22 protein-coding genes, 2 tRNA genes and 3 rRNA genes are annotated in these 25,910 nt (G+C 58.2%); 15 read left to right on the top strand and 12 right to left on the bottom strand.

Going from position 1 to position 25,910, the window contains the following annotated elements; genetic code table 11:
* Positions 1-12: 12 nt before the first annotated feature.
* Complete coding sequence (locus KJF94_RS17470; protein WP_214377524.1) at positions 13-888, bottom strand: alpha/beta fold hydrolase; 876 nt, start codon at positions 886-888, stop codon at positions 13-15.
* A 239-nt stretch (positions 889-1,127) separates the two neighbouring features.
* Positions 1,128-1,586 (bottom strand): VOC family protein, encoded by a 459-nt coding sequence (locus KJF94_RS17465; RefSeq protein WP_214377523.1) that lies wholly within the window; start codon positions 1,584-1,586, stop codon positions 1,128-1,130.
* 267 nt (positions 1,587-1,853) lie between these two features.
* Here KJF94_RS17465 and KJF94_RS17460 point away from each other — a divergent pair, with 267 nt between their 5' ends.
* The 3 genes from KJF94_RS17460 (at position 1,854) to KJF94_RS17450 (ending at position 4,581) form a co-directional block, all read left to right on the top strand.
* Entirely contained in the window at positions 1,854-3,068 is a 1,215-nt protein-coding gene (locus tag KJF94_RS17460; protein WP_214377522.1) for an SfnB family sulfur acquisition oxidoreductase, read from the top strand.
* Between the two features lie 2 nt (positions 3,069-3,070).
* Positions 3,071-3,736, top strand: a complete 666-nt coding sequence (locus KJF94_RS17455) for a methionine ABC transporter permease (RefSeq protein ID WP_214377521.1) — start codon at positions 3,071-3,073, stop codon at positions 3,734-3,736.
* Positions 3,737-3,810: 74 nt separating this feature from the next.
* Complete coding sequence (locus tag KJF94_RS17450) at positions 3,811-4,581, top strand: MetQ/NlpA family ABC transporter substrate-binding protein (RefSeq protein ID WP_214377520.1); 771 nt, start codon at positions 3,811-3,813, stop codon at positions 4,579-4,581.
* A gap of 158 nt (positions 4,582-4,739) precedes the next feature.
* On the opposite strand, the gene soxR is transcribed toward KJF94_RS17450, so the two are convergent.
* Complete coding sequence (gene soxR, locus KJF94_RS17445) at positions 4,740-5,189, bottom strand: redox-sensitive transcriptional activator SoxR (RefSeq protein WP_214377519.1); 450 nt, start codon at positions 5,187-5,189, stop codon at positions 4,740-4,742.
* Positions 5,190-5,284: 95 nt separating this feature from the next.
* Here soxR and KJF94_RS17440 point away from each other — a divergent pair, with 95 nt between their 5' ends.
* The gene (locus tag KJF94_RS17440) at positions 5,285-5,650 is read left to right on the top strand and encodes an antibiotic biosynthesis monooxygenase (RefSeq protein WP_214377518.1); all 366 of its coding nucleotides are present in this window, start codon (positions 5,285-5,287) and stop codon (positions 5,648-5,650) included.
* Here the strand turns inward: KJF94_RS17440 and KJF94_RS17435 are convergent.
* From KJF94_RS17435 to msuE, 4 genes are all read right to left on the bottom strand, one after another.
* Entirely contained in the window at positions 5,647-6,750 is a 1,104-nt protein-coding gene (locus KJF94_RS17435) for a sigma-54 interaction domain-containing protein (RefSeq protein ID WP_084323532.1), read from the bottom strand. The genes KJF94_RS17440 and KJF94_RS17435 overlap by 4 nt on opposite strands.
* A 20-nt stretch (positions 6,751-6,770) precedes the next feature.
* A complete protein-coding gene (locus tag KJF94_RS17430) occupies positions 6,771-7,958 on the bottom strand; it encodes an acyl-CoA dehydrogenase family protein (protein ID WP_214377517.1) in 1,188 nt (395 codons plus the stop codon).
* A gap of 209 nt (positions 7,959-8,167) precedes the next feature.
* The gene (gene ssuD, locus KJF94_RS17425; RefSeq protein WP_214377516.1) at positions 8,168-9,313 is read right to left on the bottom strand and encodes an FMNH2-dependent alkanesulfonate monooxygenase; all 1,146 of its coding nucleotides are present in this window, start codon (positions 9,311-9,313) and stop codon (positions 8,168-8,170) included.
* A 10-nt stretch (positions 9,314-9,323) separates the two neighbouring features.
* Complete coding sequence (msuE, locus tag KJF94_RS17420) at positions 9,324-9,887, bottom strand: FMN reductase (RefSeq protein ID WP_084323526.1); 564 nt, start codon at positions 9,885-9,887, stop codon at positions 9,324-9,326.
* 514 nt (positions 9,888-10,401) lie between these two features.
* On the opposite strand from msuE, the gene KJF94_RS17415 reads away from it, so the two are divergent.
* The 4 genes from KJF94_RS17415 to KJF94_RS17400 all read left to right on the top strand — a co-directional run bounded on the left by KJF94_RS17415 (position 10,402) and on the right by KJF94_RS17400 (position 14,577).
* Positions 10,402-10,671 (top strand): hypothetical protein, encoded by a 270-nt coding sequence (locus KJF94_RS17415; protein ID WP_214377515.1) that lies wholly within the window; start codon positions 10,402-10,404, stop codon positions 10,669-10,671.
* Positions 10,672-10,769: 98 nt separating this feature from the next.
* On the top strand, positions 10,770-11,384 hold the full coding sequence (locus tag KJF94_RS17410) for a LysE family translocator (protein WP_214377514.1): 615 nt from the start codon (positions 10,770-10,772) through the stop codon (positions 11,382-11,384).
* A 161-nt stretch (positions 11,385-11,545) separates the two neighbouring features.
* Positions 11,546-12,703, top strand: a complete 1,158-nt coding sequence (locus KJF94_RS17405) for a cysteine desulfurase family protein (RefSeq protein WP_214377513.1) — start codon at positions 11,546-11,548, stop codon at positions 12,701-12,703.
* Between the two features lie 65 nt (positions 12,704-12,768).
* On the top strand, positions 12,769-14,577 hold the full coding sequence (locus KJF94_RS17400) for an aminopeptidase P family protein (RefSeq protein WP_214377512.1): 1,809 nt from the start codon (positions 12,769-12,771) through the stop codon (positions 14,575-14,577).
* Here KJF94_RS17400 and KJF94_RS17395 read toward each other — a convergent pair.
* Entirely contained in the window at positions 14,570-15,490 is a 921-nt protein-coding gene (locus KJF94_RS17395) for a LysR family transcriptional regulator (RefSeq protein ID WP_214377511.1), read from the bottom strand. The two genes, KJF94_RS17400 and KJF94_RS17395, sit on opposite strands and share 8 nt — an antisense overlap.
* A gap of 104 nt (positions 15,491-15,594) precedes the next feature.
* Between KJF94_RS17395 and KJF94_RS17390 the strand changes: the two genes are divergently transcribed.
* Positions 15,595-16,593, top strand: coding sequence for a zinc-dependent alcohol dehydrogenase family protein (locus KJF94_RS17390; protein ID WP_214377510.1), 999 nt, complete (start codon positions 15,595-15,597; stop codon positions 16,591-16,593).
* On the opposite strand, the gene KJF94_RS17385 is transcribed toward KJF94_RS17390, so the two are convergent.
* Positions 16,590-17,180 (bottom strand): 2-hydroxychromene-2-carboxylate isomerase, encoded by a 591-nt coding sequence (locus tag KJF94_RS17385; RefSeq protein ID WP_214377509.1) that lies wholly within the window; start codon positions 17,178-17,180, stop codon positions 16,590-16,592. The two genes, KJF94_RS17390 and KJF94_RS17385, sit on opposite strands and share 4 nt — an antisense overlap.
* 36 nt (positions 17,181-17,216) lie before the next feature.
* Entirely contained in the window at positions 17,217-17,945 is a 729-nt protein-coding gene (locus KJF94_RS17380; protein ID WP_214377508.1) for an SDR family oxidoreductase, read from the bottom strand.
* Between the two features lie 92 nt (positions 17,946-18,037).
* On the opposite strand from KJF94_RS17380, the gene KJF94_RS17375 reads away from it, so the two are divergent.
* On the top strand, positions 18,038-18,598 hold the full coding sequence (locus KJF94_RS17375) for a TetR/AcrR family transcriptional regulator (protein WP_214377507.1): 561 nt from the start codon (positions 18,038-18,040) through the stop codon (positions 18,596-18,598).
* A 15-nt stretch (positions 18,599-18,613) separates the two neighbouring features.
* Here the strand turns inward: KJF94_RS17375 and KJF94_RS17370 are convergent, their stop codons facing one another.
* Both KJF94_RS17370 and rhtA read right to left on the bottom strand, forming a co-directional pair.
* Positions 18,614-18,895: a hypothetical protein gene (locus KJF94_RS17370; protein WP_084323506.1), complete on the bottom strand. Its 282-nt coding sequence runs from the start codon at positions 18,893-18,895 to the stop codon at positions 18,614-18,616.
* Between the two features lie 170 nt (positions 18,896-19,065).
* Positions 19,066-19,953: a threonine/homoserine exporter RhtA gene (rhtA, locus tag KJF94_RS17365; RefSeq protein ID WP_214377506.1), complete on the bottom strand. Its 888-nt coding sequence runs from the start codon at positions 19,951-19,953 to the stop codon at positions 19,066-19,068.
* A 670-nt stretch (positions 19,954-20,623) separates the two neighbouring features.
* On the opposite strand from rhtA, the gene KJF94_RS17360 reads away from it, so the two are divergent.
* From KJF94_RS17360 to rrf, 5 genes are all read left to right on the top strand, one after another.
* Positions 20,624-22,160: ribosomal RNA gene (locus KJF94_RS17360) — 16S ribosomal RNA — on the top strand.
* A gap of 82 nt (positions 22,161-22,242) precedes the next feature.
* A tRNA-Ile gene (locus KJF94_RS17355) sits at positions 22,243-22,319 on the top strand.
* 28 nt (positions 22,320-22,347) lie between these two features.
* A tRNA-Ala gene (locus KJF94_RS17350) sits at positions 22,348-22,423 on the top strand.
* Between the two features lie 236 nt (positions 22,424-22,659).
* Positions 22,660-25,551, top strand: a 23S ribosomal RNA gene (locus tag KJF94_RS17345).
* 154 nt (positions 25,552-25,705) lie between these two features.
* Positions 25,706-25,821 (top strand): 5S ribosomal RNA (gene rrf, locus KJF94_RS17340).
* The 16S, 23S and 5S rRNA genes sit together here with 2 tRNA genes alongside, the layout of an rRNA operon.
* Positions 25,822-25,910 lie beyond the last annotated feature (89 nt).

The following is a 25,910-nucleotide window of genomic DNA, read 5'->3' as shown; positions in this document are numbered from 1 at the left end:
GCGGCGGGGGTGTCAGCGCAGGAAACCCAGCACTTCGGCAAGCAGCAGTTCGGGGGCTTCTTCGGCGATGTAATGACCGGCGGGCAGCGTTTTGCCGCGCACGTCGGTGGCGACATGTTGCCATTCCTTGAGCGGTTCGAAACAGCGTCCGACCGTGCCTTCGGCGCCCCACAAAACCAGCAGCGGCAGGTTCAGATGATGGCCGGCGTCGATGTCGGCGCGGTCATGCTCCAGATCGATGCTGGCACTGGCGCGGTAATCCTCGCAGATCCCCCGCGCAGTGCCCGGCAGTTTCAGGCAGCGCAGGTATTCGCCAAAGGCTTCGGCGGTGAAGGGTTTCAGCCCGGCGCTGCGACTGCCCATCACGCTGCGCAAGTAGGCTTCGGGGTCGGCTTCGATCAGGGTTTCCGGCAACGGTGCCGGGCGGATCAGGAAGAACCAGTGCCAATAGGCGCGGGCAAAGGCTTCATTGGTTTGCGCGTACATCGACAGCGTGGGGGCGATGTCGAGCAGCACCATGCGTTGCACGGCGTCCGGATGATCCAGCGCCAGACGATGGGCGACACGGGCGCCCCGGTCGTGGGCCAGTACCGAGAATCGCTCGAAGCCCATGGCGTTCATCAGCGCCACGGCATCCTTGGCCATCTCGCGTTTGGAATAGTGTGTGTGGTGATCGTTGGCCGGCGGTTTACCGCTGTCGCCATAACCGCGCAGGTCGGCGGCGATCACGGTGAAGTGCTCGGCCAGTTGTTCGGCTACCTTGTGCCAGATGACGTGGGTCTGCGGGTGTCCGTGCAGCAACAGCAGCCCCGGCCCGCTGCCGCCGATGCGGTAGGCAATGTCGACACCGTTGACGTGGCGCTGGTCTTTCAGGAATCCGGCGAACATGGAGGTCTCCTTGTTGTAGTTGCCTGCATCCTGAAAGTGTTGAGCGGTGAGGGCAAGGCGCAAAGCGTGGTGCGCTTGTTCATGAAGTGTGTTCAAGGAATGTGTGGTGTTGCTGATGGCCTCTTCGCGGGCAAGCCTCGCTCCTACAGGTTTTGTGTCGTTCGCAATTTTTCCATACAACACAGAACCCTGTGGGAGCGGGCTTGCCCGCGATGAGGCCCGAACAGGCACTGAAAATATCAACCCTGCTTAAACATCTCCTTAGCCCGCTGCTCAATCTGCTCCTGACTCAAATCCTCCTTGCGTGTCGCCAGAAACCACAAATGCCCATAGGGATCCTTCAAGGTTCCCGAACGGTCGCCATAAAACTGATCCTTGACCTCGGACACCACCGTGCCGCCGGCCGCAATCGCCTGTTTGTAAGACGTGTCCACATCGTTCACATACAGGTGCAAGCCCACGGACGGTGACGTGTCCGGATTGCTCAACGGCCCCTGGTCGCACGGCGTACCGAGCATGATCGGGCAATCGCCGATGCGCAGTTCGGCGTGGCCGATGCCGCCGTCGGGCATGGACAGGCGCATGACTTCAGTGGCACCGAAGGCTTTCTTGTAGAACTCGATGGCTTCCGCCGCTTTCTGGATGCCCAGATATGGGGTGATGCTGTGATAACCCTCTGGAATGGGTTTGACGCTCATGATCGGTCTCCCTGTTCTTGTCTGAGTGAAAGGTGTTCCTTCGCCGATTTCCGGTCGAACAACTATAGGTCAGCCCTTTTCCGACAACCGAGTGCCCGACGAGCAGCAACGCCACTGTTCAGCTATCAACAGTGAAGTAACAGAATGCTCGGAGCGCGTCTGTTCAAACCCCGAAATTACCCCTGAACTACCCGAAAACACGGGCTCGGGCGGTCAGGCACAGAAGCTGCAATGTCCTCTGGTAAACACTGGTACCGAGAGACTTGTATGCCTGAATCTGCCGTTTATCCGATCAACCCGCCGGCCGCCCATCGGATCGCCGACGAAGCCGAAGCCTTGCGTGTGGCCGAGCGCGTCGCCGCGGTCTTGCTGGAACAGGACGCCGAGCGCGACCGCAGCCGCCAGGTGCCTGCCGAGATCGTCGACCTGTATTCCAACAGTGGTTTGTGGGGCATCAGCGTGCCGAAGGAATTTGGTGGCGCACAGGTGTCGTACGCAGTGCTGGCGCAGGTCATCGCGATCATCTCGGCGGCCGATCCGTCCCTCGGGCAGATCCCGCAAAACCACTATTGCCTGCTGGAAGACATCCGCCTGCAAGGCACGCCCGAGCAGCAGGCGCACTTCTTTGGTTTGGCGTTGCAAGGGCATCGCTTTGCCAATGCCCTGTCGGAAACCGGCGGCAAGAACGTGCAGGACATTCAGGCGACCATCCGCCGCTATGGCGACGGCCATGTGATCGACGGCCGCAAGGGTTACTGCACCGGCTCGCTCTACGCCCACTGGCTGGCGGTGCTGGCGCTGGATGAAGAGCAGAAGGGCCAGTTGTCCTTCGTCGAACGCGGCACCCAAGGGCTGGTGATCGTCGACGACTGGGACAGCATCGGTCAGCGCACCACGTCCAGCGGAACCGTGCTGGCCGAGGACCTGCACGTCGCGGCGTTCAACGTGTTCCCGACCTGGCGTTCGTACGAAAGCCCGACCCTGGCCGGCCCGTTCGCGCAATTGACCACCGCCGCCATCGACGCCGGCATCGCCCGCGCAGCCCTGCGCGACACCATTGCCTTCGTTCAGCAATCCGCTCGGCCATGGATTGATGCGGGCGTGGAAAAGGCCAGCGAAGATCCGTTGACCATCATTCAGGTTGGCGGTCTGGAGATTCGCCTGGAAGCCGCCGAAGCCTTGCTCGAACGCGCCGGTTGGGCGCTGGATGCGGCGCGTCCGGCACCCGATGAAGACAACGTCGCCCAAGCGTCCCTCGCCGTCGCCAAGGCCAAAGTGCTGACCACCGAAATCACCATCGAAGCCAGCAACAAACTGTTCGAACTCGGCGGCACCCGCTCGACCCTGAAGAAGCACAACTTCGACCGTCACTGGCGCAACGCCCGGGTGCACACGCTGCATGACCCGGTGCGCTGGAAGTACCACGTGGTCGGCAACTGGTTGCTCAATGGCGTGAAACCGCCGCGCCACGACTGGTCCTGATCATGGCCGAATTGTTCAAAAACATTTACTGGGCCGATATCGGCCAGGCCTGTCTCGACACGTTGAGCATGCTCGGCGCGGCACTCGGTTTTACCGTGCTGCTGGGATTGCCGTTGGGCGTGGTGCTGTTCCTGACCGGCAAGCGCCAGTTGCACGAAGCGATCGGCGTTTACCGGGTGCTGTCGGTGATCGTGAACACGCTGCGTTCGCTGCCGTTCATCATTTTGCTGATCGTGTTGATTCCCCTGACCACGCTGCTGGTTGGCACCTCGCTGGGCGTGCCGGGGACCATTCCGCCGCTGGTCGTCGGCTGCACGCCGTTCTTCGCGCGGCTGGTGGAAACCGCCTTGCGCGAAGTCGATCGCGGGGTGGTGGAAGCGACCCAGTCCATGGGCGGCACCACGTGGCAAATCATCCGCCACACCTTGTTGCCCGAGGCTCGCGGCGGGTTGCTGGCGGCGGTCACGGTGACCGCGATTGTGCTGGTGGATTACACGGCAATGGCCGGTGTGATTGGCGGCGGCGGTCTGGGCGACCTGGCGATCCGCTACGGCTACCAGCGTTTTCAGACCGACGTGATGGTGGTCACCGTGGTGCTGTTGCTGATTCTGGTCCAGGCCCTGCAAATGACCGGGGACCGATTGGTGGCGCGCTACAGCCGACGATAAATATTCGATTCAAAAAAAAACTCAGGCCCCACGTCCACCCCACGAGGGCCACTCAATCTGCCTAGGAGCACAACATGAAAAAGACCCTGGCCATTCTGGCTGCCCTCGTCTCGTTGAGCGTTCACGCCAACGAAAAACTCACCGTCGGCGCCACGCCGGTGCCGCACGCGGAGATCCTCGAGTTCGTCAAACCAACCCTGGCCAAGGAAGGCGTGGACCTGGACATCAAGGTCTTCACCGACTTCATCCAGCCCAACCAGCAGCTTGCGCTGAAGAATCTCGACGCCAACTATTACCAGTACCGGCCGTTTCTCGATGACTACAACAAGACCCGCCACACCGACCTGGTGCCGGTGGTCGGTGTGCACATCGAACCGTTCGGGGCCTATTCGACCAAAATCAAAAACATTTCCGAACTCAAGGATGGCGCCACCGTGTCGATCCCCAACGACCCGGTGAACACCGGTCGCGCGCTGGTGCTGTTGCACGAGGCTGGGCTGATCAAGCTCAAGGACCCGAGCAATACGCTGGCGACTCAGCGCGACATCATCGAAAACCCGAAACACCTGAAAATCCGTGAACTGGAAGGCGCATTGCTGGCGCGTTCGGTGAGCCAGGTGGACCTGGCGTTTGTCTTCGCCAACTACGCGCTGGAAGCGGGGATCGACACCAACAGCGCGTTGATCGTCGAGAAGGGCAAGAGCCTGTACATCGAGTTTTTGGTGGCCCGCCCGGACAACATCAATGACCCGGGTTTGCAGAAACTGGCCAAGGCGTTGAATTCCGATGAGGTTCGACAGTTCATCCTGACCCGCTACAAAGGGCAGATTGCACCGGGGTTCTAAGTTCACTCATAAACTGTGGCGAGGGAGCTTGCTCCCGCTGGGCTGCGCAGCAGCCCCAAAACCGGAGCATGCGGTGCTTCAGATGGACCGTGATAGCCGATTTTACGACTGCTGCGCAGCCGAGCGGGAGCAAGCTCCCTCGCCACAGGTGGAAACGATCACTCCAACAGCTGTGCGCCAGGCCCTTGCTCGCCCAGCACATCCCCAAAATTACGCAACGGACACGCCTCCATCGACAAACACCCACAGCCGATACAGCCGTTGAGCTTGTCCCGCAGCAAAGTCAGCTGATTGATCCGCTCATCGAGCTCCCGACTCCACTGAGCCGACAACACCTTCCAGTCCGCCGCCGTGGGCGCCCGGTTATCCGGCAGAATTTTCAACGCCTCACCAATCTCCGCCAACGGAATCCCCAGGCGCTGCGCCACCTTGATCAGCGCCACCCGCCGCAACACTTCCCGTGGATAGCGCCGCTGGTTGCCCTGATTGCGATTGCTTTTGATCAGCCCCCTGGCTTCATAAAAATGCAGCGCCGTGACCGCCACGCCGCTGCGGGCGGCCAATTGGCCGACGGTGAGTTCTTTATGCAGATTTTCCGAGGTGATCATTTGAAAAATGCCTCTTGACCTCTAGTTAACTCGAGGTTTTACCCTGCAGGCCTTCGGATCGCAAGATCCGTCTTACACGTCAGTGGGGACTTTTCATGCAAGCGCCAGAGAAAAATCGCAGCTTCACCCAGTTGATCGAATTCGAGATCGAACCCCATCAGCAACCTGCATTGGTGTCGGCGTTATCGCAGCAGACCGAACGTCTGGCCCAGGGCTACAGCGGATTTCTGAGTGCCAGTATTCAGGCCAGCGACGACGGCCGGCGGGTGCTCAATTACCTGCAATGGCAATCTCGCGAGGCGGGGGAAGCCGCGTTCCGGAGTTTCGAAAGCGGCGAGCAGGATTTCTGGCAGCTGATCCGAGCCCATCAGGCGAAAACCGTGATCTTCGGCTCGTTCCAGGTGCTGCACAGTCTGGAACGTAGCCACGACGACGCGTTGCACTGCAATCTGGTGGGTTAAATCGACAATTGCATCAAGCGTTCACCCTGCACGTTTTCCGTGGGCCGGCGCTTGTTCACCGCCAGTTCGCCGATCTTGATCAGCCGCGTGCGCGTCACGTTGCGGCTCAAGCCCAGCAGCGCTGCCGTGTGCACCTGGTTGTAATGACTGAAGCGGTAGGCCGCGCGCAACAGGGCGTCTTCGACCTTCTCGTGCAGCGCGCCGGCCTGTTCCTCGAACAGCTTCTGAAACGCCCGGTCAAGCAAGGCTTCCGGTGAGTCGTCGACGCCCGCGTGGTGATCGTCCTGACGTTCGATGCGCATGTTCGACAGGCGCAGGTCATCGCGTTCGATCACGCCGTTACGGCAGATCAGCAGGGTGTGGTGAATGACATTTTCCAGTTCGCGGATGTTGCCCGGCCAACTGTAGCTGCGCAGTTTCAGCTCGGCCTCTTTGCTGATGGTGACGGTGCCGTAACCCAGGCGCTGGCTATAGGCTTCGACGAAGTGTCGGGTCAGCGGCAGGATGTCGTCGGGGCGATCACGCAACGGGCTCAGTTCCAGGCTGACCACGTCGAGGCGGTAATACAGGTCCTCGCGAAAATGCCCGGCGTTGATGGCTTTTTCCAGTTGCACGTTGGTCGCCGCCAGCACGCGCACGTTGATCGGAATACTCTTGCGCGAACCCAGTCGCACCACTTCGCGCTCCTGCAACACTCGCAGCAGCTTGACCTGAATCGCCATCGGCAGATCGCCGATTTCATCGAGGAACAACGTCCCGCCATCGGCCTCTTCGAACCAGCCGGCCTTGGCGCTCAAGGCCCCGGTGAACGCGCCTTTTTCGTGGCCGAACAACTCAGCCTCGACCAGGGATTCGGAGAACGCACCGCAGTTCACCGCCACGAACGGTCGGTTACGCCGGGCGCTGAGGTTGTGGATATGTCGCGCCACCAACTCCTTGCCGGTGCCGGTTTCGCCAATGATCAGCACGCTGGCTTCGCTGGGCGCGACTTGTTGGATGTGGGCGAGCAGGGCCTGGGATTTCGGGTCTTCGAACACCTGGGCCGTGGCGCGGATGGAGGTGGCCAGGGCGGGCGAGGGCGGTAAGGTCAGCAGTTGCATGGGGCGTCTCCATGAGAAGGCTATGAATAGAAAGTCGGAATCGGCAGGGACTGGTTCAGTGCCCAATCGCCCAGTTCATGGAGTTTGTAATCCACCGGGTCGTGCAGGGTTTGCGTGCGCAGGTTGCGCCAGTGGCGGTCCAGCCGCAGGGAGGCGTGAGTCGAGCGCGCGCCGGTCACTTCGAACAGCCGGCTGCAGAGTTCGAGGCCGTTGCGGGTGGCGGCGACCTTGGCCGTGGCGATGGCCGTGGCCAGGTGTCCGCGTTCTTCGGCGCTGAGGTTCGGGCCTTTCGCCCAGGCCTTGTCGAGCAGGTCGGCGGCGCGTTCCACCAGCAAGCGAACGCCTTCAAGCGCCACCCAGAATTCGCCGTAATGGCCGAGCACGTACGGGTCCTGGCGCACATCCTGAGCGCTGGATTTGTGCCACGGCCGGGTTTCGGTGAGGGTGTATTGCCGCGCCTCTTCGAAGGCGCCTTCGGCAATGCCGAGGAACATGTGGGTGAACGTCAGCTGCGCAATCAACGGTCGCAGACAGGCGAACGGTGTGCTCAACGGTCCCGGATCGAGTAGCAGTTCTGATTCTTCGACTCGCACCCGTTCGAACGTGGCGCTGCCACTGTCGGTCTGGCGCTGGCCCATGTTGTTCCAGTCGTTGTGCAGGGTGATGCCGCTGCGGCCACTGGGAATGGCGGCGATCAACAGCTTGCCGCCGGCACTTTCGTCCACCGCCGAGGCGATCAGCATTTCCGAATCGCTGGCGCCGGAGCAGAAACTTTTCTTGCCGGAAAACTCGCGCCAGCCACTGAGCTTCTTCACCACGGTGCGGGTGTCCAGCGGGTTGAGGGCATTGCCCCAGAACCAGTTCTTGCGTGCCGTTTGTTCGAACCACGGCTGCCATTGCTCGGGCCGGGCGAACAGGCGCACGGTGGCGAGCATCAAGTGATGAAAACCGAAGACGTGGGCAATCGAGCTGTCGACCTTGGCGAACTCGCGCACGATGGTCAGGGTGTCACTCCAACTGGCGCCGAGGCCGCCATACTGGACCGGAATGCTCAAGGCGAGCAGGCCGCTATGGCGCAACGCGTCACGCTCGGCTTTCGGCGTACCACCGCGCTCGTCACGCTCGACAGCGGTCAACGCAAACTCGGCGGCCAGTCGGCGGGCGGTCTGCAAGGGAGATATCAGGGCGCTTTGCGGCTTGGCAGTCACGCGGGGTTCCTCATAGGATCGACACAAACCTCTTGGGGGCGGGCCTTTGTGGCGAGGGAGCTTGCTCCCGCTCGGCTGCGCAGCAGTCGTCAACCGGCTGATGCGGTCTTCCAGAGAAACCGCGCTGGCCTGTTATGGGACTGCTCCGCAGTCCAGCGGGAGCAAGCTCCCTCGCCACAATATTTCCAAATCCCCTGGAGACGCGTTTTCTAGGCCGTGGCTTTGGCGGGCAGCACGTCATTGGCGATCATTTCGCCAAACGGCCCGGTGAGGTTGGTGACACCGCGTCCGGCCAGGCTGGCATACGGTTCAGGCAACAATGGGAACACCAGCTCGGCAAAGCGATACGCCTCTTCAAGGTGCGGGTAGCCGGAGAAGATGAAACTCTCGATCCCCAAGTCCGCATATTCCTTGATGCGCGCCGCCACTTGCAGCGGATCACCCACCAGCGCCGTCCCGGCACCGCCGCGCACCAGGCCGACACCGGCCCAGAGGTTGGGGGCAATTTCCAGGTTGTCGCGACGGCCGTCATGCAACGCAGCCATGCGCCGCTGGCCTTCGGAATCGAAACGCGAGAACGACTTCTGCGCGGCGGCGATGGTCTCGTCGCTGATGTGTTCGATCAGTTTGTCAGCGGCTTTCCAGGCTTCCTCGGCCGTCTCACGAACGATCACATGCAGGCGAATCCCGAACTTCACCGTGCGCCCGTTGCGTGCCGCGCGCTCGCGCACATCGGCGAGTTTTTCGGCCACGGCGGCCGGCGGTTCACCCCAGGTCAGGTACACATCGACCTGCTCGGCGGCCAGTTCATGGGCGGCTTCGGACGAACCACCGAAGTACAACGGCGGATAGGGTTTCTGCACCGGCGGATAAAGGGCTTTGGCGTTTTGCACCTGCAAATGTTTGCCTTCGAAATCCACCGCTTCGCCTTGCAGCACCCGGCGCCAGATCTTCAGGAATTCGTCGGTGACTTCGTAGCGTTCGCTGTGATCGAGGAAGATGCCGTCGCCACGGTTTTCGTCCGGGTCGCCGCCGGTCACCACGTTGATCAGCAAACGGCCGTTGGACAGTCGATCCAGCGTGGCCGCCATGCGTGCCGAGACGGTTGGCGAAATGATCCCCGGACGAATCGCCACCAGATAGCGCAGGCGTTCGGTCAACGGCACCAGCGCCGAAGCGATCACCCACGAATCCTCGCAGGAACGCCCGGTGGGAATCAGCACGCCGTGGTAGCCGAGGCTGTCGGCGGCCTGTGCCACTTGCTTCAGATAATTGAGGGTCACCGGGCGGGCGCCCTGCGTAGTGCCCAGGTAATGGCCGTCGCCGTGGGTCGGCAGAAACCAGAAAACATCCATGAAGAGATCCTTAAGCGATTTTCAGCAGATTTTTGGGGTGCACGCCGAACAACGGCGCGGCGCGTTCTGCAGCAAGACGAATGCGGGCCTTCAAGGGCTCACTGGTTATTTGGTAATTGGCGAAATCGGCTTCGGTGGCGTAGACGCCGATCGGCAGGGTCAGCGCCTGGAAGAAACTGAACAGCGGCCGCAGTTGATGATCGAGGACCAGCGCATGCCGTTCGCTGCCACCGGTGGCGGCAAGCAGCACTGGCGTATCGATCAGCGCGTTCAGATCGATCAGATCAAAAAGGTGTTTGAGCAGGCCCGGGTAGGAACCGCGATAGACCGGCGCGGCGACGATCAGCAGGTCGGCATTCTCGATGGCTTGCAGCTCGGCTTCGATGTCTGCGCTCAGTTCCTGGCGCGAGAGTGCGGCGCCCAGTGGACGGGCAATGTCGCCCAGTTCGATCAGCTTGCTCTCGATCGGCAATTGCCCGGCCAGTTCGGCCAACAGGGCCTGAGTCAGCACTAAGGTGCGGGACGGCCGCCAGGTACCGCCGGACAGGGCAACGACTTTCAATGGACGCGACATGATCAGTTCCTTTTTAAACAGTTGCTCAGCGAGCAGTGAGTAGTCACAGGGCTTGAGCAAGAGCTGTACCAATCCATCGAGCCCACGTATTCCGTGGCCTGCAGCGTATTGATGAAAGCGCGCTGTGCGATTTGAAGGACTGTTTGTTGAATGACTGTTGCCTGGCGAACAGTTGCGTGGGCAACAGTTGTGAAAGGCGATGGGGTTGTTATAAAGGCTCTTTGTTATTCCTCAAAAGACCATTGGTTGATATTTATAGATCATTCGGAGATATGCGCGATCCTGTAGGAGCCAGGCTTGCCGGCGAAGGCGATCTCGCGGACGCCTTCGCGGGCAAGCCTCGCTCCTACGGATCGGGGGACTGTCGGGATTGGGATTACGCTGCGGCGCCCCCGCTGATCCAGTGCTACGCATGACCTCAATACCCACTATCGAGAGCGTTGATTTCTGCCCATCGAAAGGCGCGGGTAGCCTGTGTTCATTGCCCCGAACCCAGATGCCAGGACGTCACACCATGAAACCTCTATTCGCCACTTTCTTGCTGCTCGCGGTCTCCGTACTCGCCGGATGTGCCAGCCATGTTTCCCCGGAACTGCGGCCCTACACCGCTGAAGAAAGCAAGGAGCTGGCGCTGGAGGCGTTGAATCGTCGCGGTTTGTCCTTCGACGAATACCACTCGAAAAAAGCCGAATTGCTCGGCGAACCGCAGAAATCCTTCAGTTTCGACAAACAAGGCGAGATGAACGCCGAGCGTGCTGTCCAGCTTCACGGCCGTCCAAGCTGAGCGACTGTACTGCTCGAAGTTTCACCCAACTGTCCATGGGTTTCCCCCGGGGTGTGCGATAGGGTCAATACCTGACTGACCCTGATGGACTGCCACCCATGACGCTCTCGCTCGATCTGCTGCTGGGCTTCGCCCTGTTTGCCCTCGTCACCTCGATCACTCCCGGCCCGAACAACACTATGTTGCTGGCATCGGGCGTGAACTTCGGCTTTAACCGCACCATCCCCCATATGCTTGGCATTACCTGCGGCTTCTTTGTGCTCGTCGTGGCAGTTGGTTTCGGCTTGGGCGCTGTGTTTCAAACCTATCCGTTGCTCTACACCGTGCTGCGTTACGTCGGTGCGGCGTATTTGCTGTACCTGGCGTGGAAAATCGCGCATTCCGGACCGGTTTCCGAGGGTGAGCAGGGGGAGAGCAAACCCATCAGCTACCTCGGTGCGGCGGCGTTCCAGTGGGTCAATCCCAAGGCCTGGATCATGGCCATCGGTGCGATCAGCACTTACACGCCAATGCAGGGCTATTTCACCAATGTGGTCGTGATTGCGGCAGTCTTCGCCCTGATCAACCTGCCGAGCGTCGGTGTCTGGGCGGCGTGCGGCACGCTGTTGCGCAACGTGCTCAAGGACCGTCGCTGGTTGCGCCTGTTCAATTGGGGCATGGCCGCGCTGCTGGTGGTTTCGCTGTATCCGTTGTTGCTTGAAAGCTTTAGCTGACGCATTGCTTCATCCGGTTGCCCGATGCCTGTTAAGCTCGACTTCAGGAGCGTTCCTACGCACTTTTCAATGAAGTCGTACTTCTATTACGCATCCGATCAGGTATTGCTGGTTGACTGGTTCCCAGCACCTGATCCCGGAACAAGCTCTGCGAGTCTTTTATGAATAAACGTCCGTTGTATTTTGATTACGCCGCCACCACGCCGGTGGATGAGCGAGTCATCCATGTCATGGTCGAGTGTCTGGGTTTCTCCGGCAACTTCGGCAACCCGGCGTCCAGTTCCCATGCGTTCGGCCAGCAGGCCCGACAAACGGTCGAGCAGGCGCGCAAGCAGGTCGCCGAACTGGTCGGCGCGCAAGCAGACCAGATCGTCTGGACCTCCGGCGCCACCGAATCAAACAACCTCGCCCTCAAGGGCGTGGCCCAGGCCCGGGGCATATCCGGTGGCCATGTCATCACCAGCCAGATCGAACACAAGGCGATTCTCGACACGGCGAAGCAATTGCAGGACGCGGGTGTTGCGGTGACGTATCTGGTGCCGGACGAGGAAGGTCTGATCACCGCGCAAGCCGTCAGCGAGGCGATGCGCGAGGACACCTTTCTGGTGTCGCTGATGCTGGTCAACAACGAACTGGGTACGCTCAATGACATCGCGGCCATCGGCGAAGTGGTGCGTGCCCGCGATGCGTTGTTCCATGTCGACGCCGCTCAGGGCGCAGGGAAAGTGGCGATTGACCTGACGCGGTTGCCGGTGGACCTGATGTCGTTTTCGGCGCACAAGATCTACGGCCCCAAAGGCATCGGCGCGTTGTATGTCGGGCCTCGCGCGCAGCAGCGTTTGCAGGCGCAGATTCACGGCGGTGGCCACGAAGGCGGTTTGCGTTCCGGTACGTTGGCGACTCATCAGATCGCGGCCATGGGCGTGGCCTTCGCGTTGGCGGCGCAACTCTTCGATGAAGAGAAAGCCACGATCGCGCGCCTGCGTGAACGCTTGCTCGAGCCGCTGCTGAGCATTCCCGGCGTTCGCCTCAACGGCAGCGCCACCCAGCGCATTCCCCATACCCTGAGCCTGACCTTCAACGAAGGCGAGTTCAACTCGGCGGCATTGAGCACCTCGATCGCCTTTTCCGCGACCTCGGCCTGCAACTCCGCCAGCAATGCGCCGTCCCACGTGCTGCTTGCCCTGGGGCATGACGCCCGTTCGGCGAGTCGCACCATTCGATTGAGCCTGGGCCGGTTTACCACCGAGCAGGATATCGACCAGGCGGTACACCTGATCAAAGCCGCTTGCGCCAGTGCTCCGGCATTCTGGCAGTAGCGCCTTTAAGGGCCGACCGAGATCGGCACTCAACAATAATGATGAAGTGATTAGCAGGAGACACGATGAGTACGCAGCCTTCGATCAATGGATCGGTGCCCGAGCGCCTGGCGCACACCCGCGAGCTGATGAGCCGGGAGGGCATTCACGCCCTGCTGGTGCCGTCGGCCGACCCGCACTTGTCGGAATACCTGCCGGGTTACTGGCAAGGTCGGCAATGGTTGTCGGGTTTTCACGGTTCGGTCGGTACGCTGATCGTGACGCCGGATTTCGCCGGCGTCTGGGCGGACAGCCGTTATTGGGAGCAAGCGACCAAGGAACTCAAGGGCAGCGGCATCGAGCTGGTCAAGCTGCAACCGGGTCAGCCCGGGCCGCTGGACTGGCTGGCCGAGCAAACCCCTGAAGGTGGCGTCGTCGCGGTAGACGGTGCGGTGATGGCCGTGGCCTCGGCGCGTACGCTGGGTGGCAAACTCGAAGAGCGCGGCGCCAGTTTGCGCACTGATATCGATCTGCTGAGCACAGTCTGGAGCGATCGCCCAACGCTGCCGAACGAGCCGATCTATCAGCACTTGCCGCCTCAGGCGACGGTCAGCCGTGGCGAAAAACTCGCCAACCTGCGCGAGGTGTTGAAAGAGCGGGGCGCCGATTGGCATTTCATCGCCACCCTCGACGACATCGCCTGGCTGTTCAATCTGCGCGGCGGCGATGTGTCGTTCAACCCGGTGTTTGTTTCCTTCGCGCTGATCAGCCAGCAACAGGCCACCCTGTTCGTTGCCCTGAGCAAAGTCAGCGCCGAGCTGCGCGCGATCCTTGAGCAGGACGGCGTAACCCTGCGCGACTACAGCGAAGTGGCCGACGCCTTGCGCGCAGTGCCGAGCGGCGCGAGCCTGCAAGTCGATCCCGCGCGTGTCACGGCTGGCCTGCTGGACAACCTGGACAGCAGCGTAAAACTGGTCGAAGGCCTGAATCCGACGACACTGGCCAAATCGCAAAAAAGCCTGGCCGATGCCGAGCACATCCGCAAGGCCATGGAACAGGATGGCGCGGCGCTGTGCGAATTCTTCGCCTGGCTGGAGTCGGCGTGGGGCCGCGAGCGCATCACCGAACTGACCATCGACGAACACCTGACTGCGGCGCGCACCCGTCGTCCGGATTACGTATCGCTGAGTTTCAACACCATTGCCGCGTTCAATGCCAATGGTGCGATGCCGCATTACCACGCCACCGAAGAAGAGCACGCAGTGATCGAAGGCGACGGTTTGTTGCTGATCGACTCCGGCGGCCAATACCTGGGTGGCACCACCGACATCACGCGGATGGTGCCGGTCGGTACGCCAACCGATGAGCAGAAGCGTGATTGCACGCGAGTGCTCAAAGGCGTCATCGCGCTGTCCCGTGCGCAATTCCCTCGGGGTATTTTGTCGCCGTTGCTGGATTCCATCGCCCGCGCGCCAATCTGGGCGGAAAGCGTCGATTACGGTCACGGCACCGGGCACGGCGTGGGCTACTTCCTCAACGTTCACGAAGGCCCGCAAGTGATTGCCTACCAAGCCGCGGCGGCACCACAGACCGCGATGCAGCCGGGCATGATCACCTCCATCGAACCGGGCACTTACCGTCCGGGTCGCTGGGGTGTGCGGATCGAGAACCTGGTGTTGAACCGTGAAGCGGGCAAGAGCGAATTCGGTGAGTTCCTGAAATTCGAAACCCTGACTCTGTGCCCGATCGACACCCGCTGCCTCGAGCCGTCGCTGCTGACGTCGGACGAAAAACAATGGTTCAACGCGTATCACGCCGAAGTGCGCGAGCGTTTGAGCCCGTTGCTCGACGGCGCAGCGCTGGAGTGGTTGAACACTCGAACGGCCGCTATCTGATCGGCCTGAGTTCAGGCGCTGAATGCAGCGCCTGGCTCATGTAGTCGACAAAGGCTTTCACCCTGGCGGATTGGCGACGATTCGCCGGGGACACGGCATGGATCGGCAGCGACTGCGCAATGTAGTCCGGCAGAATCGCCGTCACTCGCCCGGCTTTCAAATCCTCGCTGAACAGCCACACCGGTGACAACGCAATCCCCAGTCCCCCCAGCACCATCTCGCGGATCGCCTCCGAGTTGTTGCTTTGTGCGTTGCCCTTGATCCGCACTTCGTGGCGCTGGGCATCGCTCTCATAAACCCACAGGTTCTGACTGTTCAGCAGGTTGAACTGCAGGCAGTTGTGCCCGCACAGTTCTTCCGGTGATCGCGGTTGGCCGTGTTGCTTGAGGTAGTCCGGCGCTGCGACGGTCACTCGATAAGTGGTGCCGATGTGGCGGGCGATCAGGCCGCTGTCGTTCAGCTCGCCGATTCTGAACGTGACGTCCAATCCTTCGTGGACCAAGTCCTGGTTTTGATCACTCAGTTGCAGGTCAATGTCGATGCCGGGATGGCGTTTCAGAAATTCCGCCAGGCGCGGGGCAATCTGCAAGCGCCCGAAACTCACCGAGGAACCGATGCGCAGGTGGCCGGCGATACGCTCCCTGCCGGACTGGAAGCTGTGCTCCGCCGCATCGACGGCCGCGAGGATTTGTCGACATTCGTTGTAGTAGCGCTGACCTTCATCGGTCAGGGAAAGCTGACGGGTGCTGCGGGCGATCAATTTTCCACCCAGTTCGGTTTCCAGCGCTTTTAACACTTTGCTGATGGTTGGCTGGCTGGTCCGCATCTCTCGGGCAACGGCAGAAAAGCTGCCGCGTTCGACGACCCGGACGAAGATCGCCATTGCATTGAGTTTGTCCACGGGGTTTCTCATTGATGCCAAATGGGCATGGTCACTATAGCTATATAGCGTCTTATCGGTATGAGTGAGTAGGAGGAAGATTTTTCCCACAGGCACCTCTGACGGGAATATGCGAAATGACTGACTTGATTGAAATGCGCGCTCTGATTGTCGACTCGGCTAATGCGCCGCTACGCTTGGCCTCCATTCAACGGCCTGTGCCCGAAGCGGGGCAGGTGCTGGTCAGGATCAAGGCCAGCGGGGTGAACCCGTTGGACGGGAAAATCCGCGCCGACCAGGCGGCTCATGCGCGTCAGCCGTTGCCAGCGACAGTGGGCATTGATCTGGCGGGAATTGTTGAAGGTGTGGGGGAGGGTGTAACCGGATGGCTGCCGGGCGACGAGGTTTATGCCATGGCCACCGGAATTGGCGGTGCGCAGGGCTCTTTGGCGGAATACGCAGCGGTCGATGCCCGGTTGCTGGCGCGCAAGCCCGGCAATTTGAGCATGCGGGAAGCGGCGGGCTTGCCGCTGGTGCTGATTACTGCGTGGGAAGGATTGGTGGATCGGGCGCGGGTGCGGCCGGGCCAGAAGGTGCTGATTCACGGCGGGGCGGGTGGAGTGGGTCATGTGGCGATACAAATTGCCCAGGCCTTCGGTGCCCAAGTATTTGCTACAGGTTCTGCAAGACATCAGGCAATCATCGAAGGTTTCGGCGCGACGTTTATCGATTACCGCCAGTCTTCGGTAGAGGAATATGTAGCGCAGCATACGGATGGGGAGGGCTTCGATATCGTCTATGACACGGTAGGCGGCGAAACCCTGGACGCTTCATTCAAGGCAGCGCGGGTTTATCACGGTCATGTGTTGAGCTGCCTCGGTTGGGGGCAGCACAGTCTGGCACCGCTTTCGTTTCGCGGGGCAACGTACTCTGGCGTGTTCACGTTGTTGCCATTGCTCACTGGTGTCGGGCGTGAGCATCACGGGGAGATTCTTCGCGAGACGGCGCGGTTGATTGAGGCGGGCAAGCTGATGCCATTGATGGATCCTCGGACGTTCACACTGGAAACTGCCGAGTCCGCCCATGAGCTGCTCGTTTCGGGAGCAGCTCAGGGGCGGTTGGTCATCGAGATTTAAGCCAGGGCTTCAAGGACGAAGTCGAGTCGATCCTGGCCGAAGAACAGTTGGTTATCGACAAACATACTAGGTGCGCCGAACACGCCGCGTTGCACGGCCTTCTCGGTGTTGTTCTTGAGCGCGGCTTTGACGTCTTCATCAGCCGTCAGGGCCAGCACTTCAGTGGGATCAAAACCGTTCTGCGTCAGCACGGTGGCGACGGTCGCCGGGTCATCGAGGTTGCGACCCTCAACCCAGATCGCTTTAAACAGGCAGTCGATAAAGGTCAGGAAGCGTTCCGGGTGGCGCAATTGCATGCCGCTGACCGCGCGCATCAGCATGAGTGTATTGATGGGGAAGTTCGGATTGAACTTCAGCGGCACGTCATAGCGTCTGGCGTAGCGATCAAGGTCCTGAAACATATAGGCGCCCTTGGCCGGAATGGTCGCTGGCGAAGCATTGCCAGTGGCCTTGAAGATGCCCCCCAGCAGGATCGGAATGTAGATCAGTTGACTGTCGATCTGCGCGCAGATTTTCGGCAGTTGGGTGTAGGCAAGGTAGGTGGCGGGGCTGCCGAGGTCGAAGTAGAACTCCACGGTTTTGCTCATGGTCGATGCTCTCTGATTATTGTTGTAGGGGAGGGCTTACCAGCGTTCGTTCCAGGGGCGCAGGTCCAGCTCGAAGGTCCAGGCGTCGCGAGGCTGGCTGTGCAGGTACCAGTAATTCTCGGCAATGTGCTCGGGATTGAGGATGCCGTCCTGATCCTTGGTCGCATACTTCTCGGGGAAAGTATCGCGAATGAAATCGGTATCGATGGCGCCATCGACGACGACGTGAGCAACGTGAATATTCATCGGCCCCAGTTCGCGGGCCATGCTCTGAGCCAGCGCTCGAATGCCATGCTTGGCGCCAGCGAACGCCGCGAAACCGGCAGCGCCACGCAGGCCGGCGGTAGCACCGGTAAACAGGATCGTGCCCCGTTGACGCTTGGCCATGCGCTTGGCCACTTCACGGGCATTGAGAAAGCCTGAGAAGCAGGCCATTTCCCATATCTTGAAATATTTGCGAGCGGTTTCTTCAAGGATGCTGCACGGCACGTTGGCGCCGATATTGAACACAAACGCTTCGATGGGGCCAATCTGGCTTTCAATCCGCTCGATCAGTGCAATCACGTCCTCTTCTTTGCGCGCGTCGCAGGCAAAGCCATGGGCTTCACCGCCAACAGCGTTAATGGCGTCCACCAACGGCTGGAGTTTGTCTGCGCTGCGCCGAGTAACGCACGCGACAAAACCTTCTTGAGCAAAACGTTTGGCGATAGCGCCACCCGTGGCATCACCTGCGCCGACAACCAGTACGACCTTCTTGTTATTCATGGGTAGATCTCTTTGGTAAACGATCGTTAGCTAAACGAACGTTATGCTACGATTGGGCAGGCGTCAAGACGAACAATCCTGAGGGAAAGACAATGCGTTACTCGGCCAGTCACAAACTGGAAACCAGGGAGAAGCTGCTGGAAAGCAGTGCGGTGTCGGCGAAGAAGTCCGGTTTCTCTACGGTCGGTGTCGATGCCTTGATGAAGGCAATTGGCTTGAGTGGCGGAGCGTTCTACAGCCATTTTTCGTCGAAGGATGAGCTCTTCGCTTCAATCGTCGAGCGAGAACTTTGTCAAAGTCTGGAACGTCTCGGGGCGGAACAGGACCGTGACAGGCTCGAACGCTGCCTGAAGCACTACCTGAGCATGTCACATGTCGAACATCCGGAGTCCGGTTGTGCGTTGCCGGTATTGGGCGCGGAAATTGCCCGTTCAGACTTGGTGATTCGCCAGCAAGCAGAGAAATGGATTTGTCAGCTTCAGGAGAGTTGGGCGCGGATTCTGGAGAGCGACAGCCTGGCATGGGCCATTCTGTCGCAATGCATCGGTGCGTTGGTGGTAGCGCGAATGCTGGCCACTCCAGAGATCCAGCGCACGGTGTTGAAGTCCAGTTACGATGAGATTGGCCGTCAGATCGCAGGCCCACGAAACTGAAAAGATGGCATTAACCTATTTGCAGATGACGATCATGCTGCGGCTGGTGTAGCCGGCGGGATTGAGACCAAACGGATAATCGCCCGGTTCTTCCACGCCATCCCCGGACTTGGCGATGACTTTGTATCCCTTCGGCGCACACGAATTGGCGGCGCTGGTGTAGCACTTGTCCCAGGATGACGAGAGCCCGGAGCAGTTGACATGCAACCCTTTCTTGCCACGTTTGGTATGGGTTTCCGATGTCGCCGCGCAGCCCGCAACTGCAAGTACGGCGATCAGTATCAAAATTCGTTTCATTGCTGTCCTTAAAGCGTCCCCGGATCTTTGCGCCCGGGTCTGGCTGCATTCGCTTTCGTTCGAAGCGTCTCTGATATCCCTGTCCTGAAAAGTCCATGTCTGACATTGGGTTGCGGGCCTAAACATGGCCTAAATGCGCGGTAAATGCCAGAGCTTCGTCAAATCCTGTATCAATCCGCCGCGACGGCGGGCTTGGCGGCGCTTCCCATGGTCATGGTCGCACCGACGGAAGCCAGAATGATGCACAGGATAGCCATCCACTGTGACAGAGAAAGAAACTCATGGAGGAACAGCAAGCCTGACAGCGCGCCGAATGCAGGTTCAATACTCATCAGTGTTCCGAACGTGCGTGCCGGCATTCGGGTAAGGGCGACCATCTCCAGCGTATAGGGCAAGGCGGTGGACAGGATGGCGACGCCAATGGCCACAGGGATCAACGATGGCGTCAGCAGCGCGGCGCCGGCGTGAACAATGCCGATAGGCGCGACGAACAGCGCGGCGATCATCACCCCCAGTGCGGCAGTCTGCACGCCGTTGTCGGCGCCGGCCTTCTGGCCAAAGAGGATATATAACGCCCAGCAGACACCAGCGCCCAAGGCATAGCCCGCACCGAGCAGATCAATACTGGCAGATGTTGCTCCTGTCGGTATTAACAGCAGCAATCCAACGGTGGCCAGGGCGATCCACAAAAAGTCGATCGCTCGACGCGAGGCATAGATGGCAACCGCCAGGGGGCCGGTGAACTCCAGCGCTACCGCGATGCCCAGAGGAACGGTACGCAAGGACATATAGAAGAGGAAATTCATGCCGCCCAGCGCCATTCCGTAGACGATGACGGTACGCAGGGATTTTGTGGTGAGCTTCGCGCGCCACGGGCGCAGAAGCACGATCATGATCAGGCTGGCGAAGATCAATCGCAGGGTAGTCGTTCCTTGGGCGCCGATAACAGGGAACATGCTTTTGGCCAGGGAAGCTCCGGACTGGATCGACGCCATGGCTATTAATAGCAAGCCCACCGAGAACAAGGTGGAGGCAAGGCTGCGAGGCTGGTCATTCATTGCGTGGCATCGTCCAAGGCAGGGAGCGAAAGGGTTGTTTCGTGTGTTGGGCAATATACTGCGCATTCAAGGCGGGCGCGTCTATATATAAGCGGTGATTTTGAACATCCTGATAGAAAAGCCAAATCAGGGGTTGACGGCAGATTCTGGAAGTCTATAATTCGCCCCACTTCCGGCGCAGTCGAAACGGAAAACTCCTTGGTAAACAAAGAGTTACGCAGTTTTCGACAGCGAGTTGCTTCAGTTCATCGAGGCCTGGAAGGAGTTGAAAGAGCGGTGTTGTTGGGCTCTTTTGACGGTTCGATCGTCTCGGTCGAAAGCGGAGAAAAAGAGGTGTTGACAGCAGCGAACAACGCTGTAGAATTCGCCTCCCGCTAACGAGAGATCGGAAGCGCAAGTGGTTGAAGTTGCAAAGGAAACTTTGAAAACTTCTGAAAATAACCGCTTGACAGATACAGAGGACGCTGTAGAATGCGCGCCTCGGTTGAGACGAAAGATCTTAACCAACCGCTCTTTAACAACTGAATCAAGCAATTCGTGTGGGTGCTTGTGGAGTCAGACTGATAGTCAACAAGATTATCAGCATCACAAGTTACTCCGCGAGAAATCAAAGATGTAACCAACGATTGCTGAGCCAAGTTTAGGGTTTCTTAAAAACCCAAAGATGTTTGAACTGAAGAGTTTGATCATGGCTCAGATTGAACGCTGGCGGCAGGCCTAACACATGCAAGTCGAGCGGTAGAGAGAAGCTTGCTTCTCTTGAGAGCGGCGGACGGGTGAGTAATGCCTAGGAATCTGCCTGGTAGTGGGGGATAACGCTCGGAAACGGACGCTAATACCGCATACGTCCTACGGGAGAAAGCAGGGGACCTTCGGGCCTTGCGCTATCAGATGAGCCTAGGTCGGATTAGCTAGTTGGTGAGGTAATGGCTCACCAAGGCGACGATCCGTAACTGGTCTGAGAGGATGATCAGTCACACTGGAACTGAGACACGGTCCAGACTCCTACGGGAGGCAGCAGTGGGGAATATTGGACAATGGGCGAAAGCCTGATCCAGCCATGCCGCGTGTGTGAAGAAGGTCTTCGGATTGTAAAGCACTTTAAGTTGGGAGGAAGGGCAGTAAATTAATACTTTGCTGTTTTGACGTTACCGACAGAATAAGCACCGGCTAACTCTGTGCCAGCAGCCGCGGTAATACAGAGGGTGCAAGCGTTAATCGGAATTACTGGGCGTAAAGCGCGCGTAGGTGGTTTGTTAAGTTGGATGTGAAATCCCCGGGCTCAACCTGGGAACTGCATTCAAAACTGACAAGCTAGAGTATGGTAGAGGGTGGTGGAATTTCCTGTGTAGCGGTGAAATGCGTAGATATAGGAAGGAACACCAGTGGCGAAGGCGACCACCTGGACTGATACTGACACTGAGGTGCGAAAGCGTGGGGAGCAAACAGGATTAGATACCCTGGTAGTCCACGCCGTAAACGATGTCAACTAGCCGTTGGGAGCCTTGAGCTCTTAGTGGCGCAGCTAACGCATTAAGTTGACCGCCTGGGGAGTACGGCCGCAAGGTTAAAACTCAAATGAATTGACGGGGGCCCGCACAAGCGGTGGAGCATGTGGTTTAATTCGAAGCAACGCGAAGAACCTTACCAGGCCTTGACATCCAATGAACTTTCCAGAGATGGATTGGTGCCTTCGGGAACATTGAGACAGGTGCTGCATGGCTGTCGTCAGCTCGTGTCGTGAGATGTTGGGTTAAGTCCCGTAACGAGCGCAACCCTTGTCCTTAGTTACCAGCACGTAATGGTGGGCACTCTAAGGAGACTGCCGGTGACAAACCGGAGGAAGGTGGGGATGACGTCAAGTCATCATGGCCCTTACGGCCTGGGCTACACACGTGCTACAATGGTCGGTACAGAGGGTTGCCAAGCCGCGAGGTGGAGCTAATCCCAGAAAACCGATCGTAGTCCGGATCGCAGTCTGCAACTCGACTGCGTGAAGTCGGAATCGCTAGTAATCGCGAATCAGAATGTCGCGGTGAATACGTTCCCGGGCCTTGTACACACCGCCCGTCACACCATGGGAGTGGGTTGCACCAGAAGTAGCTAGTCTAACCTTCGGGAGGACGGTTACCACGGTGTGATTCATGACTGGGGTGAAGTCGTAACAAGGTAGCCGTAGGGGAACCTGCGGCTGGATCACCTCCTTAATCGACGACATCAGCTGCTCCATAAGTTCCCACACGAATTGCTTGATTCATTGAAGAAGACGATAAGAAGCAGCCCGAAATTGGGTCTGTAGCTCAGTTGGTTAGAGCGCACCCCTGATAAGGGTGAGGTCGGCAGTTCGAATCTGCCCAGACCCACCAATTTTTGTGTGGGATCCTGTAGCAATACGGGGCCATAGCTCAGCTGGGAGAGCGCCTGCCTTGCACGCAGGAGGTCAACGGTTCGATCCCGTTTGGCTCCACCACTACTGCTTCTGATTGTATAAAGCTTAGAAATGAGCATTCCATCGTGATGGTGGTGAATGTTGATTTCTAGTCTTTGGCTAGATCGTTCTTTAAAAATTTGGGTATGTGATAGAAAGATAGACTGAACGTTACTTTCACTGGTAACGGATCAGGCTAAGGTAAAATTTGTGAGTTTAATCGCGAATTTTCGGCGAATGTCGTCTTCACAGTATAACCAGATTGCTTGGGGTTATATGGTCAAGTGAAGAAGCGCATACGGTGGATGCCTTGGCAGTCAGAGGCGATGAAAGACGTGGTAGCCTGCGAAAAGCTTCGGGGAGTCGGCAAACAGACTTTGATCCGGAGATGTCTGAATGGGGGAACCCACCTAACATAAGTTAGGTATCTTAAGCTGAATACATAGGCTTAAGAAGCGAACCAGGGGAACTGAAACATCTAAGTACCCTGAGGAAAAGAAATCAACCGAGATTCCCTTAGTAGTGGCGAGCGAACGGGGACTAGCCCTTAAGTTGATTTGAGATTAGCGGAACGCTCTGGAAAGTGCGGCCATAGTGGGTGATAGCCCTGTACGCGAAAATCTCTTATCAATGAAATCGAGTAGGACGGAGCACGAGAAACTTTGTCTGAATATGGGGGGACCATCCTCCAAGGCTAAATACTACTGACTGACCGATAGTGAACTAGTACCGTGAGGGAAAGGCGAAAAGAACCCCGGAGAGGGGAGTGAAATAGATCCTGAAACCGTATGCGTACAAGCAGTGGGAGCCCACTTTGTTGGGTGACTGCGTACCTTTTGTATAATGGGTCAGCGACTTATTTTCAGTGGCGAGCTTAACCGAATAGGGGAGGCGTAGCGAAAGCGAGTCTTAATAGGGCGTCTAGTCGCTGGGAATAGACCCGAAACCGGGCGATCTATCCATGGGCAGGTTGAAGGTTGGGTAACACTAACTGGAGGACCGAACCGACTACCGTTGAAAAGTTAGCGGATGACCTGTGGATCGGAGTGAAAGGCTAATCAAGCTCGGAGATAGCTGGTTCTCCTCGAAAGCTATTTAGGTAGCGCCTCATGTATCACTGTAGGGGGTAGAGCACTGTTTCGGCTAGGGGGTCATCCCGACTTACCAAACCGATGCAAACTCCGAATACCTACAAGTGCCGAGCATGGGAGACACACGGCGGGTGCTAACGTCCGTCGTGAAAAGGGAAACAACCCAGACCGTCAGCTAAGGTCCCAAAGTTATGGTTAAGTGGGAAACGATGTGGGAAGGCTTAGACAGCTAGGAGGTTGGCTTAGAAGCAGCCACCCTTTAAAGAAAGCGTAATAGCTCACTAGTCGAGTCGGCCTGCGCGGAAGATGTAACGGGGCTCAAACCATACACCGAAGCTACGGGTATCACTTAGGTGATGCGGTAGAGGAGCGTTCTGTAAGCCTGTGAAGGTGAGTTGAGAAGCTTGCTGGAGGTATCAGAAGTGCGAATGCTGACATGAGTAACGACAATGGGTGTGAAAAACACCCACGCCGAAAGACCAAGGTTTCCTGCGCAACGTTAATCGACGCAGGGTTAGTCGGTCCCTAAGGCGAGGCTGAAAAGCGTAGTCGATGGAAAACAGGTTAATATTCCTGTACTTCTGGTTATTGCGATGGAGGGACGGAGAAGGCTAGGCCAGCTTGGCGTTGGTTGTCCAAGTTTAAGGTGGTAGGCTGGAATCTTAGGTAAATCCGGGATTCTAAGGCCGAGAGCTGATGACGAGTGTTCTTTTAGAACACGAAGTGGTTGATGCCATGCTTCCAAGAAAAGCTTCTAAGCTTCAGGTAACCAGGAACCGTACCCCAAACCGACACAGGTGGTTGGGTAGAGAATACCAAGGCGCTTGAGAGAACTCGGGTGAAGGAACTAGGCAAAATGGCACCGTAACTTCGGGAGAAGGTGCGCCGGTGAGGGTGAAGGACTTGCTCCGTAAGCCCATGCCGGTCGAAGATACCAGGCCGCTGCGACTGTTTATTAAAAACACAGCACTCTGCAAACACGAAAGTGGACGTATAGGGTGTGACGCCTGCCCGGTGCCGGAAGGTTAATTGATGGGGTTAGCTAACGCGAAGCTCTTGATCGAAGCCCCGGTAAACGGCGGCCGTAACTATAACGGTCCTAAGGTAGCGAAATTCCTTGTCGGGTAAGTTCCGACCTGCACGAATGGCGTAACGATGGCGGCGCTGTCTCCACCCGAGACTCAGTGAAATTGAAATCGCTGTGAAGATGCAGTGTATCCGCGGCTAGACGGAAAGACCCCGTGAACCTTTACTATAGCTTTGCACTGGACTTTGAATTTGCTTGTGTAGGATAGGTGGGAGGCTTTGAAGCGTGGACGCCAGTTCGCGTGGAGCCAACCTTGAAATACCACCCTGGCAACTTTGAGGTTCTAACTCAGGTCCGTTATCCGGATCGAGGACAGTGTATGGTGGGTAGTTTGACTGGGGCGGTCTCCTCCTAAAGAGTAACGGAGGAGTACGAAGGTGCGCTCAGACCGGTCGGAAATCGGTCGTAGAGTATAAAGGCAAAAGCGCGCTTGACTGCGAGACAGACACGTCGAGCAGGTACGAAAGTAGGTCTTAGTGATCCGGTGGTTCTGTATGGAAGGGCCATCGCTCAACGGATAAAAGGTACTCCGGGGATAACAGGCTGATACCGCCCAAGAGTTCATATCGACGGCGGTGTTTGGCACCTCGATGTCGGCTCATCACATCCTGGGGCTGAAGCCGGTCCCAAGGGTATGGCTGTTCGCCATTTAAAGTGGTACGCGAGCTGGGTTTAGAACGTCGTGAGACAGTTCGGTCCCTATCTGCCGTGGACGTTTGAGATTTGAGAGGGGCTGCTCCTAGTACGAGAGGACCGGAGTGGACGAACCTCTGGTGTTCCGGTTGTCACGCCAGTGGCATTGCCGGGTAGCTATGTTCGGAATAGATAACCGCTGAAAGCATCTAAGCGGGAAACTAGCCTCAAGATGAGATCTCACTGGGACCTTGAGTCCCCTGAAGGGCCGTCGAAGACTACGACGTTGATAGGTTGGGTGTGTAAGCGCTGTGAGGCGTTGAGCTAACCAATACTAATTGCCCGTGAGGCTTGACCATATAACACCCAAGCAATTTGACTACTCGAAAGAGCATCAGATTGCGGTGTGTGAAGACGAAACGAACCGAAAGTTCGAGAAACAAACACACAAACTATCGCATACCCATTCGCTGGAGCGTGAACCGCAAGGTACACGAGCTGGCTACCGAATTTCTTGACGACCATAGAGCATTGGAACCACCTGATCCCATCCCGAACTCAGCAGTGAAACGATGCATCGCCGATGGTAGTGTGGGGTTTCCCCATGTGAGAGTAGGTCATCGTCAAGATTAAATTCCGAAACCCCTATCTGCGTATGCAGGTAGGGGTTTTGTTTTGCCCGCAGGAAAGTGGCGAAAAAAATGGGCAACCTCATCGG

The sequence above is a fragment of the Pseudomonas hormoni genome (assembly GCF_018502625.1).
Lineage (GTDB): Bacteria > Pseudomonadota > Gammaproteobacteria > Pseudomonadales > Pseudomonadaceae > Aquipseudomonas > Aquipseudomonas hormoni.
Note: the sequence above shows the minus strand (reverse complement) of the source record. Positions and strands in the feature narration are given on the sequence as shown.

Excerpts from the sequence above, each read along its gene's own strand:
- KJF94_RS17470 (WP_214377524.1), bottom strand. The coding sequence starts at position 888 with ATGTTCGCCGGATTCCTGAAAGACCAGCGCCACGTCAACGGTGTCGAC.
- KJF94_RS17465 (WP_214377523.1), bottom strand. The coding sequence starts at position 1,586 with ATGAGCGTCAAACCCATTCCAGAGGGTTATCACAGCATCACCCCATAT.
- KJF94_RS17460 (WP_214377522.1), top strand. The coding sequence starts at position 1,854 with ATGCCTGAATCTGCCGTTTATCCGATCAACCCGCCGGCCGCCCATCGG.
- KJF94_RS17455 (WP_214377521.1), top strand. The coding sequence starts at position 3,071 with ATGGCCGAATTGTTCAAAAACATTTACTGGGCCGATATCGGCCAGGCC.
- KJF94_RS17450 (WP_214377520.1), top strand. The coding sequence starts at position 3,811 with ATGAAAAAGACCCTGGCCATTCTGGCTGCCCTCGTCTCGTTGAGCGTT.
- soxR (WP_214377519.1), bottom strand. The coding sequence starts at position 5,189 with ATGATCACCTCGGAAAATCTGCATAAAGAACTCACCGTCGGCCAATTG.
- KJF94_RS17440 (WP_214377518.1), top strand. The coding sequence starts at position 5,285 with ATGCAAGCGCCAGAGAAAAATCGCAGCTTCACCCAGTTGATCGAATTC.
- KJF94_RS17435 (WP_084323532.1), bottom strand. The coding sequence starts at position 6,750 with ATGCAACTGCTGACCTTACCGCCCTCGCCCGCCCTGGCCACCTCCATC.
- ssuD (WP_214377516.1), bottom strand. The coding sequence starts at position 9,313 with ATGGATGTTTTCTGGTTTCTGCCGACCCACGGCGACGGCCATTACCTG.
- msuE (WP_084323526.1), bottom strand. The coding sequence starts at position 9,887 with ATGTCGCGTCCATTGAAAGTCGTTGCCCTGTCCGGCGGTACCTGGCGG.
- KJF94_RS17415 (WP_214377515.1), top strand. The coding sequence starts at position 10,402 with ATGAAACCTCTATTCGCCACTTTCTTGCTGCTCGCGGTCTCCGTACTC.
- KJF94_RS17410 (WP_214377514.1), top strand. The coding sequence starts at position 10,770 with ATGACGCTCTCGCTCGATCTGCTGCTGGGCTTCGCCCTGTTTGCCCTC.
- KJF94_RS17405 (WP_214377513.1), top strand. The coding sequence starts at position 11,546 with ATGAATAAACGTCCGTTGTATTTTGATTACGCCGCCACCACGCCGGTG.
- KJF94_RS17400 (WP_214377512.1), top strand. The coding sequence starts at position 12,769 with ATGAGTACGCAGCCTTCGATCAATGGATCGGTGCCCGAGCGCCTGGCG.
- KJF94_RS17395 (WP_214377511.1), bottom strand. The coding sequence starts at position 15,490 with ATGAGAAACCCCGTGGACAAACTCAATGCAATGGCGATCTTCGTCCGG.
- KJF94_RS17390 (WP_214377510.1), top strand. The coding sequence starts at position 15,595 with ATGACTGACTTGATTGAAATGCGCGCTCTGATTGTCGACTCGGCTAAT.
- KJF94_RS17385 (WP_214377509.1), bottom strand. The coding sequence starts at position 17,180 with ATGAGCAAAACCGTGGAGTTCTACTTCGACCTCGGCAGCCCCGCCACC.
- KJF94_RS17380 (WP_214377508.1), bottom strand. The coding sequence starts at position 17,945 with ATGAATAACAAGAAGGTCGTACTGGTTGTCGGCGCAGGTGATGCCACG.
- KJF94_RS17375 (WP_214377507.1), top strand. The coding sequence starts at position 18,038 with ATGCGTTACTCGGCCAGTCACAAACTGGAAACCAGGGAGAAGCTGCTG.
- KJF94_RS17370 (WP_084323506.1), bottom strand. The coding sequence starts at position 18,895 with ATGAAACGAATTTTGATACTGATCGCCGTACTTGCAGTTGCGGGCTGC.
- rhtA (WP_214377506.1), bottom strand. The coding sequence starts at position 19,953 with ATGAATGACCAGCCTCGCAGCCTTGCCTCCACCTTGTTCTCGGTGGGC.